At 49.6% G+C, this 12,904-nt stretch carries 11 protein-coding genes; 9 read left to right on the top strand and 2 right to left on the bottom strand.

Annotation, left to right across the window (positions count from 1 at the left end):
* Positions 1–61: 61 nt before the first annotated feature.
* The 9 genes from K7P01_RS03750 (at position 62) to K7P01_RS03710 (ending at position 11,476) form a co-directional block, all read left to right on the top strand.
* On the top strand, positions 62–3,058 hold the full coding sequence (locus tag K7P01_RS03750) for a ligand-binding sensor domain-containing protein (RefSeq protein ID WP_267289975.1): 2,997 nt from the start codon (positions 62–64) through the stop codon (positions 3,056–3,058).
* Complete coding sequence (locus K7P01_RS03745; RefSeq protein WP_254086646.1) at positions 3,042–3,674, top strand: response regulator transcription factor; 633 nt, start codon at positions 3,042–3,044, stop codon at positions 3,672–3,674. The genes K7P01_RS03750 and K7P01_RS03745 overlap by 17 nt, the downstream gene beginning before the upstream one ends.
* A 437-nt stretch (positions 3,675–4,111) precedes the next feature.
* On the top strand, positions 4,112–7,288 hold the full coding sequence (locus tag K7P01_RS03740) for a SusC/RagA family TonB-linked outer membrane protein (protein ID WP_267289972.1): 3,177 nt from the start codon (positions 4,112–4,114) through the stop codon (positions 7,286–7,288).
* Between the two features lie 21 nt (positions 7,289–7,309).
* Positions 7,310–8,788, top strand: coding sequence for a SusD/RagB family nutrient-binding outer membrane lipoprotein (locus K7P01_RS03735; RefSeq protein ID WP_267289970.1), 1,479 nt, complete (start codon positions 7,310–7,312; stop codon positions 8,786–8,788).
* Between the two features lie 26 nt (positions 8,789–8,814).
* Positions 8,815–9,468 (top strand): DUF5011 domain-containing protein, encoded by a 654-nt coding sequence (locus K7P01_RS03730; RefSeq protein ID WP_267289968.1) that lies wholly within the window; start codon positions 8,815–8,817, stop codon positions 9,466–9,468.
* A gap of 20 nt (positions 9,469–9,488) precedes the next feature.
* A complete protein-coding gene (locus K7P01_RS03725; protein ID WP_267289966.1) occupies positions 9,489–10,022 on the top strand; it encodes a lipid-binding protein in 534 nt (177 codons plus the stop codon).
* Positions 10,023–10,097: 75 nt separating this feature from the next.
* Positions 10,098–10,781: a hypothetical protein gene (locus tag K7P01_RS03720; RefSeq protein WP_267289964.1), complete on the top strand. Its 684-nt coding sequence runs from the start codon at positions 10,098–10,100 to the stop codon at positions 10,779–10,781.
* 169 nt (positions 10,782–10,950) lie between these two features.
* Positions 10,951–11,094, top strand: a complete 144-nt coding sequence (locus tag K7P01_RS03715) for a hypothetical protein (RefSeq protein ID WP_267289962.1) — start codon at positions 10,951–10,953, stop codon at positions 11,092–11,094.
* A complete protein-coding gene (locus K7P01_RS03710; RefSeq protein ID WP_267289960.1) occupies positions 11,075–11,476 on the top strand; it encodes a hypothetical protein in 402 nt (133 codons plus the stop codon). Before K7P01_RS03715 ends, K7P01_RS03710 begins: the two co-directional genes overlap by 20 nt.
* A gap of 8 nt (positions 11,477–11,484) precedes the next feature.
* Here the strand turns inward: K7P01_RS03710 and K7P01_RS03705 are convergent, their stop codons facing one another.
* Both K7P01_RS03705 and K7P01_RS03700 read right to left on the bottom strand, forming a co-directional pair.
* Positions 11,485–11,952, bottom strand: a complete 468-nt coding sequence (locus K7P01_RS03705; protein ID WP_267289958.1) for a hypothetical protein — start codon at positions 11,950–11,952, stop codon at positions 11,485–11,487.
* A 4-nt stretch (positions 11,953–11,956) separates the two neighbouring features.
* On the bottom strand, positions 11,957–12,901 hold the full coding sequence (locus K7P01_RS03700; RefSeq protein WP_267289956.1) for a diacylglycerol/lipid kinase family protein: 945 nt from the start codon (positions 12,899–12,901) through the stop codon (positions 11,957–11,959).
* Positions 12,902–12,904 lie beyond the last annotated feature (3 nt).

Here is a 12,904-nt window from a genome sequence, read left to right as displayed (position 1 = left end):
AAGGTTGCACGGAAGCGGCGCTGGGAGCAAATACCGTAATATAAGGGATAACGGAGAGCATATGAAATGCGTTATTTGTAGAGTGAAGGTCCGTGCAAAGGGATATCTGCCTGGTTTGTTGCTTTTCCTGGTTGTACTGGGGGCGCAGGCGCAGCATGCAAGGTATTCCACGCGCAATTACACCGCCGTCGACGGCTTGCCTCAGTCGCAGGTCATGGCGTTGCGCGAAGACCAATATGGCTACCTCTGGATCGCCACCCAGGGTGGTGGCCTGGCCCGCTTCGATGGCCGCGAATTTAAAGTCTACACCACCCGCGACGGCCTTTTATCCAACGACATCCTCGCCCTGCACATCGACCGCCGTCAGCATATCTGGATCGTTCATCCCAACGGCATGTCGAAATTAGAAGGCACGACCTTCAAACGCTTTTATAACCCCGACGGCCGCCAGCGCAATAAACACCACATGCGTTACCTCCTGGAACGCGGCGACACCGTCTTTGCCGTCAATGCCACGGGCACGCTCACCAAGATCTACCGCGATACGGTCGTGTATTGGGATAAGGCCATCGTGCCCGGCAAGACCATCTGGCAACACATCAAAACACCCGATGGCACCAGCTGTTTTTTCCTCGACGACAACTCGTTCCTGATTCAAACTGCGCAAAAATCATTTACCTTCTCTTCCGAAGAGCCTACCGGTAAAATCTATAATGTGTTTCTCTATAAAAATCAGGTGCTGTTTAAAAGCGAGCGAGGACTTTTTAAATTAAATTACGCTGACCACAACGTTGAAAAACTCACCTGGAATTTGGGAGATTACGTACTCCGGTACGACGAAAAAGAAGACATCTTCTGGACCTCCAATGGAATGAATCTCGTGCGTCAAAAGCTGACGCAGGGCAAGGCCCATGCCGATACCATTCTGCACGATATCACCATTCAGGAAGTCATTGTCGACTCCGAAGGAAACACGTGGCTGGCTTCCAACGGCAACGGGTTGTACCGCTATTCCATGCAGGACTTTCAGCGGACCAATGGAGAATTTGGCGGCGTCATGGCCATACTCAACGCCCGCGATGGGTCCCAGTGGTTTGGTTCTATGTATAAAGGCCTTTGTCATGTGCGCGGGGGCAACATTAAATATTTTGCTGATCCGAAGGAGCACTATCGTAATGATATACGCACGATCAAACAAGCGCCTGACGGTACCGTGTGGGTAGGCACAGGGTATGGCCTGGGGCGCTACAGCGAGGCCGATGACGACTTCACCTGGTATGGCCGGAAGGAGGGCCTGGCGGGCTACAGCGTCATGGCGATTGACTTTGATGAGCGTGGCGGTATGTGGATCGCGACGACCAACGGTTTGTCGTACTACGATGGGCATAAGTTTCGAAATTATACCACCGCGGATGGCCTGGCCTCCAACTCCGTTCGTTATGTGTACTACTCTCGCTATCATAAAACGGTTTTTGTCTCTAACGATATGAACGGACTCCAACGGTTGCGTGACAACGATCGTTTCGAGGTCGTGCCGGTGCCCGGCTTTCGCAATACCGCGGCCTTCGGCATACGGCCCTATCGTGACTCGTTACTGGTGATCGCTTCGGGTGGAGCCGGGGTTGTTATTGCCGATCCTGTTCACGGCCAGTCGCACTTTCTCACCATGGAAGAAGGGCTTGCATCCGACTTTATTTACTTTGTTACCGAAGACGAGCATCGGAATATTTGGATTGGCAGTGAGAAAGGGATCAATCGCGTCAAGCTGAATGCACAGTTCGAGATGGTGCAAAACCTGTATTACGGCTATGACAACGGACTGCTCGGCGTCGAGACAAACTCCAACGCCTTCGACCTGACGCCACACGGCAAATACTTTGGCCTTGTAGACGGTCTATATCAATACAACGACATGAGCGACAAACCCTGGCGCTCGTTCGACTTACACCTGACTTCGCTACAGGTTTTTTACGGTGAATACTCGCCATTACAATACGCGCAATCCAGCGAAGGTTTCTTTAACCTGCCTGTGAATCCGCAATTCCCGCCCGACCGTAATCACCTCACGTTTACCTTTAATCGTGTGGACAAACGTTACCCGAAGTCGGTGAAGTTTCAATACTATCTCGAGAACTTTGACAAGAAGTGGTCGCGCCCTTCGTCCATTGGTCAGGTAACATACAGCAACTTGCCCCCCGGCAACTACGTGCTGCACGTGATGAGCACTGACAAGCGTGGCAGCTGGGGCCAGGTGCGCGTCAATTATCCCTTCGCGGTGAAAGCACCGTTTTATCAGACGGCGGCCTTTATCGTCGGTGCATTCATCCTGCTGGCCGGGGTCGTTACGCTTGTATTATACCTGCGTGTAAAACAGCGCGTCAACAAAATGATCTTGCTCGAGCGCATTCGCATCCGTGAGCAGGAGAACCTGCGGAAAGAAATTGCCCGTGACTTTCACGACGAGATGGGCAATCAGCTGACGCGCATTATCAATTATATCAGTTTGCTGAAGCTCAATAGCAACGGCAATGGACACGATAAAAACAACGATCTATACACCAAGGTCGAGAATTCTGCCAAATATCTGTATACCGGCACCCGCGACTTCATTTGGTCCATTGACCCTGTAAATGACGAGCTGTCCAAGCTCTTCCTTCACATTCGCGACTTTGGCGAAAAGCTGTTTGAAGAAAAATCTATCCAGTTTCGGGCCTTCAACGACGTGCGCGAAAAGATCAAACTGCCCTACGGCTTTAGCCGCGACGCCAACCTCATTTTCAAAGAAGTGATGACCAACGCCTTCAAATATTCAGAGGCCAGGAACGTCAAGCTTTCGCTGACGCGTGCCGGTGAAGATGGGTTTGAGCTCAGTGTGGAGGATGACGGCGTCGGCTTTAAGGCCGCAGAAGCACAAAAAACCAATGGCCTGCAAAATATTCGCGACAGAGCCGATAAGCTCGGGTCTGTTTTGCGTATACACAGCGTACCGGAGCAAGGCACCCGCGTATCGCTAACCTTCAAAATCACCAAAAAACCGCATTATGGCATTACCCTTTAAAAAACGCGTTCTGCTGATCGAAGATGATCAGGAGATCCGGAACAGCTTCAACCTGATAGTCAACAGCTCGCAGAAGTTTATGGTCGTCAATGCCTATGGCAACTGCGAAGACGCCATCGACAACATCAATCGCGACAAACCCGAGATTGTCCTCATGGACATCGAGCTTCCGGGCATCAATGGTATACAGGGAGCCAAGATCATTAAAGAGAAATTCCCGCACATTGATATCGTGATGGTAACGGTGTACGAAGACAGCGAGCTGGTGTTTGAGGCGTTGAAGGCCGGTGCTTCCGGGTACATCACCAAAAGCGCTAATTACATGGAGTTGCTCGCGGCGCTGGAAGAAATTGTCAAGGGCGGTGCACCGATGAGCAGCCGCATTGCGCGGATGGTAATCGACAACTTTCACGTGAACCCCAACTCGCCGCTCACGCGTCGCGAGACTGAAATATTGCAACTGATCTCAGAAGGTAAGACGTATACACAGATCTCCGAAGAGCTGTTTATCTCGAAGGAAACAGCAAAGACACACATAAAAAATATCTACTCCAAACTGCAGGTCAACAGTAAGTCGGAGGCAATTGCCAAGGCAAACCTCGAAAAACTGATTTAGCAAATAATAATTTTTTTGATCGCTAACGTTTCCAAATGTCGGTGTCGTGAGAATAGTGACACCTACCGATTTATGTGGGAAGAAAGCGCGCTTTTTAAAATCAACCTATACGGGGGATGGAATTTAGTACGGCACATACCAATTTTGCTGCATGATCCTACCTCGTCACGAAAGAGAAATTTATTCATAAGTTTAGGTTAATGGAGAAAATTTCGGCAGGATCGGCCCCTCAGATGGAGGGGCTTTTTTTTTGCCCATAGGTAAAGGAGATTTATAATTACCCCAAATAGTGGTATAACAAGACATGTAATATACCCTCTCCTTCGTCATTCTTTTAGCCCGTGCTTTTGGGAGTTTTGAAAAAGTAACATACCGGTAATCCCTGCATAACGATTTACCGGCGTGGGGTCAATTTCAAAATCATTAACCTAACAAGTATGAGGAAATTTCTACAAATTGGATTCCTTTGCCTGCTGCATATAAGTGTAGCCTGGGCACAGGAACGAACCGTTACCGGCAAGGTAACAGCAGCAGAAGACGGTTCCGGCCTACCCGGCGTGAACGTCTTACTGAAGGGTACGACAAACGGTACCACGACTGACGTAAATGGAGGCTATACGCTGTCCATCCCCGCGACGGGGGGTACACTAACATTCTCGTTCATCGGCCTGGTTACACAAGAGATCGAAGTGGGGCAGCGTTCGGTTATCGACGTACCCATGCAACAAGACATGACGCAACTGAGCGAAGTGGTGGTTACTGCCCTCGGGGTGGAACGCAGCCAGGCAGCGCTCGGTTATTCTGCGTCTACTGTCAGCAGCAAAGAAGTATCGCAAGGACGTTCCTTCAGCCCCATCAATGCGCTGCAAGGTAAAGTTGCCGGTGTGATTGTTAACTCGTCTTCAGGTCAGCCCGGTGCAGCGACGTTCGTTACTATTCGTGGTGTAAACTCCATCGGTGGTAATAACAACCCGCTGTACGTAATAGACGGTGTGCCGATCAACAACGGCTTTAACAACTTTACGTCCGACAATAACAACGCCAACCGGCAGCAGGACTTTGGTAACCGCGCCAACGACATTAACCCCGACGATATCGAGTCGGTTACGGTGTTGAAGAGCGCGTCGGCTACCGCCCTTTATGGTTCACGTGCAGCCAACGGTGTCATTGTTATTACTACGAAGAAAGGCAAAACAGGTGACCGCCTGCGCGTAAGCCTAAGCAGCTCGGCTACTTTCAGCACGCCGCTGCGCTTGCCCGAAGTACAACAAGAGTTCGGTCAGGGCTGGAATGGTATCAACGATTACACACAGAACGGAAGCTGGGGACCTAAATTCGACGGTCGCACGCGCATTTGGGGTAACGTCGTAGACAACACTCAATTGATCAAACCATACGTGGCCCTCGAAGATAACGTCCGCGACTTCTATGATGTCGGCACAGCCTTTATGAACACCATCTCGGTGAGCGGTGGTACAGACAAGCTGACGTACTACTTTTCGTACGGTAATACTTCGGAAGACGGTATCATTCCCACAGATGCCGATTCGTACAAACGTAATACGTTTTCCTTCCGCGGTTCTTACACCGGAAAGAGGCTGAGCGTATCGTCTTCGATTAACTATTTCCTCAAAAATGCCAAAGCGGTAACGGTGGGGCAGGGCTCGAACGGTGCAACACTGTTCCAGGAGATGATCCAGATCCCCAACGACCTGAGCGTGGTGGATATGAAGGATTACAATAATAAGTTTTACAACCTGGACAATTTCTATACGCCGTACAACCAGAATCCCTGGTTTGTACTGAAAGAAAATGGCAACGACTTTATCGAAAACCGTATACAGGGTAACTTAAACTTTGACTATAAGCTGACCGACTGGTTGACTGCAAAATGGCGTATCGGTACGGATGTTGCTAACTCGCAGGTAAAGGACTGGATCGCGATTGCGAACTTCAACGATGCAGGATACAATGCGAGCGAGATCGATGTGCCGGGTACTGTGTTTAACCGTTCACGTTATTCACGCGAGGTGAACAGTGACCTCATTATTTCGTTCAATAAGAAGATTTCTTCCGATATAAACTTTGATGGTTTCATCGGGCATAACGTGAACCAACGCAGCCTGGATGAGTACGATGCTTATGCCAGTAACCTTAGCGTTCCACGCTTCTACTCCTTAGCTAACAGCGCCAATCCACCGACAGTAAACACATTCGAATCGCTGCGTAGACTTGTAGGTGTATATGCGCAAGCTTCTTTTTCCTATAAGGATTACCTGTATTTCAGTGCATCCGCGCGTAACGACTGGTCTTCGACACTGCCCAAAGGCAACAACTCATATTTCTACGGCGGGGCAAATGCCAGCCTCGTGTTCTCAGACATGTTCCCGTCCATCTCCGGTCCGCTCTCTTTTGGCAAGGTGCGTGTAGCCGTAGGACAGACAGGCCGTGACGCCGATCCGTACGGGGTATACAATGTATTTGTACCGGGGAATGTACAGCTGTCATTCGGTGAGCTGGACTTCCCGATCAAAGGTATCAATGCGTTCGAGGTAGCGAACCAGTTGGGTAACCCCAATCTGAAGCCAGAGATCACGACCGAAGTTGAAGTGGGGACTGAGCTGAAGTTTTTTCAGAACCGTCTCGGCATCGACCTGACCCTCTACAACAAAAACACCAAAGACCAGATTCTGCCGGTACAGTTGCCCAACTCGACCGGCTATACCACGTTCTTCAACAACCTGGGCAAAGTGCAGAACAAAGGCCTCGAGTTGTTAGTAACCGTGACGCCGATTGAAGTAGGTGATTTCAGTTGGACATTGTCAAGCAACTGGACATTCAACCGCAGCAAGGTAATCGCCCTGGCCGATGGTCTCGACGAGTTCCTCATCAACAGCATCTATGGTATCGACTTCGTCGCCGCCAAAGGCCACCCGGTAGGTGCTTACAAGGCTGTTGATTATGCACGCGATCCTGATGGACACATCATCGTAAACGCACAAGGTATTCCGACAGCATCTGCTGAGAAAGAGTTCATTGGAAACATGCAGCCCGACTTCGTGACCGGTCTGAGCAACCAGTTTACCTACAAAGGCCTAAGCCTGGCATTCACCTTTGACTACCGTCGTGGTGGTGACATGTATTCATACACCAAGCGCCTGATGGAATTCGTGGGTAACTCGACCAACACGCTGTACAATGATCGCAAACCGTTCATCGTACCGAACTCGGTGAAGCAAGTAGGTACCGATGATGCGCCGGTATATGTCGAAAACGACATTCCGGTAAACGTCAACAACTTCTCTGAATACATGAACTCGTCGACGAACCTGTACCAGGAGCGTGGCCACGTACTTGACAGAACCTTTGTTAAACTGCGCGAAGTGGTGTTGAGCTACAACCTTCCGTCGTCGCTGCTGCAGAGCACGCCGATCTCCAGCCTCAACGTGAGCCTGGTCGGTAGAAACTTGTTCTTGTGGACACCCTCGTCCAATAACATCGTCGATCCGGAGATCACCGGTTACAACGGTTCTCAGGTGAGCGCATTTTCAGGTGAGTTTGCCGTAGGTCCCACTGTAAGAAGCTATGGTATCAGCCTGAAAGCCGGATTCTAAACCATTAGAAAGATTAAGATCATGAAAAAGATAGCGATATTCTTAACGACATTTGCCGTCGTGTTTGCGTCCTGCAGCGATTTCCTGGACGTGAATAAAGATCCGAACAACGCACCGACCAACACCCCGGCGTTGGCATTGCCTGCTGGGATTGCGTCAGCTGGTGCCCGCCTGGTGACAAACTATAACATTATGGGTGGCATGTGGGTACAGTATTGGGCACAGAACAACGGTTCGAACCAATACAAGAACTTTGATGCCTACATCGTACAACAGTCCACGCTGAACCCTGATTTCAACGAACTTTATAGTGGTTCCCTGCAAGATCTGCAATTCGCCCGGAATGAATCTAAAAAGCAAGGCGATTGGAATCTGTACCTCATGAGCACGGTGATGCAGAGCTATGTGTATCAAATGCTGGTCGATATTTATGACGAAATTCCCTTCGATGAGGCCCTTCAGGGAAATCTTGTTCAGCATCCACATTTCCGGCCTGGCCAAGAGGTATACGATTCACTCATTGTGCGTATTGACGAGGCGTTGGGCAGGGACTTTGACGCAACTACCAATACGGATCCGGGCAAACAAGACTTGTTGTTCCATGGAGACGTAGATCGGTGGGTTCAATTTGCCAACACCTTGAAATTAAAAATATACCTGCGCCAGATCTATGCTCGCCCCGCGGTAGCGCAAAGTGGCATCGCAGCGCTGTATGCCGGTGGTGCTAATTTCCTGACAACAAGCGCGAACATGTCGCAATTTGATAACGTCGAGAACAAAAGCAACCCGCTGTACGAAGCGGATCGTCGCAAGTTGAATACGGGAGAAAATATCAAGGCAAGCAAAACGTTTATGGACTTCCTGGAAGCTAACGACGACACCCTGCGGCGCGCGAAGCTATTCACCGAGCCGAAAAAAGGCTTCAGAGGCATCGAGCAAGGTAACTTTGGCGCCTCTACGGTTGAAATTGTTCCGAATGATATTTCTACGGCTATTATTGGGGCTACCGATACACTGTACTTCATGTCCGTACCGGAGATACTCTTCTTACAGGCGGAAGTAGCTGCCCGTGGTATGGGTCCCGGCACCGGTGCCGCTCAGGGATTGTATGAGGCCGCTATTCAAGCAGCCTTTGCCCGGCTGGGCATTGCTACAGGGGCAGAAGATTACTATGAAGCGGGTGGCCCTTATGAATATCCCAACGGTACAGAGGAGGAGAATCTGAAAGCTATTGCCGTACAAAAGTGGATTGCACTGGCCGGTATCGAGGGTCTGGAAGCGTTCTTTGAACGTAATCGCCTCGGCTATCCGGAGTTCACCGATTTTAGCTATGACGACGCAGAGTATGTGCCTGGCGATCTGGTATACCCGATTGGTGGTGTAACCGGTTTAGGCAATCGCCCTAAACGCCTGTTGTTCCCGGAAACAGAACGGAACAGAAATCCCAACACACCGGACCAGGTGCCGATTACAACAAAAGTTTGGTGGGATAAGAAATAGTGGAATCACAATTAATGAGAATAACAATGAAACATAGATTCTATATAGTTTCGGCCTTATTTCTGGCGGTGGCGCTCCTGTATGGATGCGATGAAGCAGAAACAGAAGGCGTATCAAAGATTACGTATTATGCCGAAATCACTTTGACAGGAGAGCAATGGAATAGCATTCCTCAGGGAGGAACCTGGGCAGAACCCGGCGTGAAAGCAACAGAAGAAGGTGAAGAGATCGAAGTACAGACCGGCGGAGACGTAGTCAATCCGAATGTACCTGGTGTGTATACTATCGAATATACAGCTATCAATAGAGATGGTTTTCCAGCTACTGAATATCGTTATGTAGGCGTGATCTCTCCCGACGTGGTGGATGATGACTTGACGGGTGTATATCAGCGTCAGGGTGGTGTATTTGGTTTTGCGACTATCGCAAAGGTGCCTGGTAAAATGAATCTGTATACTTCCAACAACGTAGGTGGCGTAGCACCGGATGATGTTGGCCCTGGTACAATGGTTCGGTTCTACCACTATGCTCCTGGGCTCCTGGGATTTCCGTACCAACTCGTACAGGGAAGTCCCTTTTACGGTGTTGATGCTACGGTAGAAGAGGATGGCAGCGCATTTACCTGGACTGTGATCAATGGTGGATACGGCAATGCACCCAGATTATTTACTAAACAATAGACATTCAATTCATAAACGATATGAAAAAGATAATAACAGGAGCTTTCCTCGTCGCTTTCGGGGGCCTGGTTTTGCTAAGTTGTGACTCTGATGATCCGACGATTGGACATACCGCCGGGCAGGAAATAGCCGGAGAGTGGTGGGTGACGTATTCCGTTGATGGTGAAGATGTTGGGGGCGGCTACTCCGAAATCATTACATCTAATACGGCCGCTAACGTCAATACAGAAATGCTGATTTCTGATATTGTGACGGCGACGGCAGCATCCGGAAATTTTTGGACGTACAAGATTAAAGCTCAGCTTGATCCTACGGACAAGAAGTTTTCAGCAGATGAAGTGACCAGCACAGGTGCGGTTCGTGGTACGCCGTATGACATCAAAGTTAGCATACCGGAAGGCCAGATCTTCCTCAAGGGAGGAAAGTCGAAAACCGGTGTTGTGACGGACAGCATTTACTTTGAGATTCAGTTCGAAGACGATTCTACGCCGTTCGGTACAACGTATGTCGTACACGGCCACAGACGTACGGGCTTTACTGAAGACGATTTTTAGTTGATTTAAAATCACTCCATTATTATGTGGGAAAGGGGCTATTTCGGTAGCCCCTTTTTTTAATACATTTGAAGTATGCGTTTAGTAATAACTATTTTCTTAACCGTTCTCTCCCTCGCAACCGTTGCCCAAGGCGACATGCGCGTTGATCAAATAGTAGACCGTACCTCCGGTCGCTATAACGAGTTCCAACCCAAGCCCGAGAAAATTGAAAGCGTCTACCTGCACGACGATTGGGTCAATGGCACCCTTATGCTGCTATCCGGGGATACGCTCGCGGACCTGTCGTTAAAATACGATATCAAAAACAGCCTTCTCGAGATCAATACTCCCGCCGGTATCAAGGTAGCCAGCCTCTCTAAGATCAAAGGCTTCGAACTCGCTGTGATGCCGCGCAAACAACTCTTTTTAAACGCCAACCGCCAGCAGGTGCCAGGTCTCACAGGGCTGGTGGAAGTATTGGCCAAAGGTAATACTTCCCTTTATGCAAAACCGTCCGTAGAGATTATTGCGGGCAATTACAACGCTGCACTGGACGTCGGGAGCCGTGGTGATAAAGCCATAAAGAAAGAAGATTTATTCCTGGTAAAAGACGGAAAAGCCACCGACGTAACCCGGGCCGGGAAAAAGGTCGTTGGTCAATTCCAGGGACGTGAGGCGGACATTGAAAAGTATGTTAAAGACAATCACCTTTCGTATAAAAAGAAAGACGATCTCGCGAGGATTATCCGCTTTGCGAACGAAGGGTCGGCGAAGTAGTCATAGAATAGTATCATAAGTTATACTGAAGCCACGGATTTTTATCCGTGGCTTTTTGTTTTCGAAGATGGTAAAAGCTGAAATGGATAACATATATATCGATTGATGAATTACACTGGCACGTGAATTGTTGACAATTCACGACATCCCTCGTAACAATTCAACGTGTATGAATAAGATTTTAACCCTGTTCCTTCTGACGCTGGTCGGGTACTCGGCCTTCTCACAGTCCGACCGTGAAGACCTACTGAATGCCATTGAGGCGGCATTTCAAGAACCGGCGATAGCGTTACGTGTACGCCACACCAACTGATGGTGTACGCAAAGCAACTATTTACGCCAACGATCTTTTCTTGCGCTATTTTCTTGGCCGATATGATAGCGAAAAAACAAGTGAACTGTCGCTCGGCCCGCTTCGAAAAAAAGCCGGAATCTACGTTGTGTATGATGGCTTGATCTATGGTGAAGCTGATGTTATCACCACGCTTGAGCGCCTGGAGATTGGCGCGCAGGGCAATATTGTTGAGTTGGAGCTGCTGGCGTCGCCGATTATAAAAGGTGCTTATCCCTGTGCGCATGCTATCTGTATGCTGGAGAAAAAGGGAGGGATCTGGGAGACGACTACGTCAGATGCCCATGAGGTAAAATGTGATGAAGGCAATCGCCCGCTGGTGGGAGTTGTCGATTTACGCTGATCGATGTTTTATGTCGTCCGCTTTTTCTCGAAAGCAGCAATCATTTCATTGATCTTAACCACACCACTTTCTGTGATCAATCCTTCTTGTTGGTAGGGGACAAGAACATCGATCACAAAGTCATACTCGATCTGATCTTTAATCCTGCCGCGTTTTAGAATCTTGGCCATCTTGTTTTCTCTTTTGATTCCCAGGTTCTCAAGTTTTACCTGTTCCCAGAAATAGTTGACAGCTTCTCCAGCTCCCTCCTGAAAATATATGAGCATATCTTGTCTTGTGTAGCATAAGCTCTTCAGGTTTCGATACTGGAGCGGCCGGTTTAAGAGTCCCTCTCTCTCTTCGGTGTAAACATGTATGAATTGTTTTACATCCTTATCTGGCCAATCTTTGTGCGGGAATTTTTTAAAGGCGTCAATGGCGATTTCGGCCATTCTGATCAGGGCTTGCACTTCGGCTTCATACTTTGCACTCGCCATAACATCACCGTTTAGCTACTCGCTTTCCAACAGCCGGTGCCAGAATCTGAATCGCCCCCGGCAGTACTTCAATCTTAAACTCAGTATTGTGTCCACTCGGCTCGCCGTCCACGTGATATGCCACTGGCTTCGATGTACGAATCACCAATGAAGGAGCCTCCCGCACATCGCAGAACGATGTCTTACCAACGTCTCCCGCAAACATGTTATAGATAAAATCTAAACGGTATACCGGCACCTTCTTCATGGTATTAATATGCAGTAGTCCGTCCGTTACGGACGCACGCGGAGCGATGCGTGCATTGTTGCCGTATTGTGAAGAATTAGCAATCGCAATGATAAAGGCATTCACTGTATTTCGCTTACCTGCAATCTCAATCTCTGCTTCGAACTCGCGAAAGGCAAAGAACTCCTGCATGGTAAGCCTGGCATAGCCTGCCAGGCCGCGTTTACTGGTACCACCAAAGAGGTTCGCGATATGCCCGTCGAAGCCAATGCCGGATACATTGAGTGAGAGCTTGCCATTAACAGTAAAAGCATCCATCGGCACGATGGTGCTTTGAAAGAGTGACTGCGCGGCGTCGGCTACACCCAACGGTATGCCCAAATGGCGCGAGAGGCCGTTGCCGGAGCCGCGGGGGATCAACCCCATGGGGATGTTGGCTTTTAGTGCGCCGCGAGCTACTTCGTTGATGGTGCCATCGCCGCCGACGGCGACGACGAAGTCGAAACCTTGTTGGCGGGCTTGCTCGGCCAGCTCGACGGCGTGGCCGGGGGCGCGCGTGAACTCGATGGTGCACTCGGCATCGGCACGCTCGCAGGCGTCGATGATGCGTCCTTCCACCGCGGGCTGGTAGCCCGTGCCGGCGTACTTGTTGACGATGAAGAGTACCTTCTTACCTGGAGTGTTCACGCGCAGCAGGGTAGGACCGTTTGCTATATTCCCCAAGAC

This window comes from Parachryseolinea silvisoli, assembly GCF_021190955.1.
GTDB classification, from domain to species: Bacteria; Bacteroidota; Bacteroidia; order Cytophagales; family Cyclobacteriaceae; genus Ohtaekwangia; species Ohtaekwangia silvisoli.
This window is presented reverse-complemented; position numbering and strand designations above follow the sequence as displayed.

Excerpts from the sequence above, each read along its gene's own strand:
- K7P01_RS03750 (WP_267289975.1), top strand. The coding sequence starts at position 62 with ATGAAATGCGTTATTTGTAGAGTGAAGGTCCGTGCAAAGGGATATCTG.
- K7P01_RS03745 (WP_254086646.1), top strand. The coding sequence starts at position 3,042 with ATGGCATTACCCTTTAAAAAACGCGTTCTGCTGATCGAAGATGATCAG.
- K7P01_RS03740 (WP_267289972.1), top strand. The coding sequence starts at position 4,112 with ATGAGGAAATTTCTACAAATTGGATTCCTTTGCCTGCTGCATATAAGT.
- K7P01_RS03735 (WP_267289970.1), top strand. The coding sequence starts at position 7,310 with ATGAAAAAGATAGCGATATTCTTAACGACATTTGCCGTCGTGTTTGCG.
- K7P01_RS03730 (WP_267289968.1), top strand. The coding sequence starts at position 8,815 with ATGAAACATAGATTCTATATAGTTTCGGCCTTATTTCTGGCGGTGGCG.
- K7P01_RS03725 (WP_267289966.1), top strand. The coding sequence starts at position 9,489 with ATGAAAAAGATAATAACAGGAGCTTTCCTCGTCGCTTTCGGGGGCCTG.
- K7P01_RS03720 (WP_267289964.1), top strand. The coding sequence starts at position 10,098 with ATGCGTTTAGTAATAACTATTTTCTTAACCGTTCTCTCCCTCGCAACC.
- K7P01_RS03715 (WP_267289962.1), top strand. The coding sequence starts at position 10,951 with ATGAATAAGATTTTAACCCTGTTCCTTCTGACGCTGGTCGGGTACTCG.
- K7P01_RS03705 (WP_267289958.1), bottom strand. The coding sequence starts at position 11,952 with ATGGCGAGTGCAAAGTATGAAGCCGAAGTGCAAGCCCTGATCAGAATG.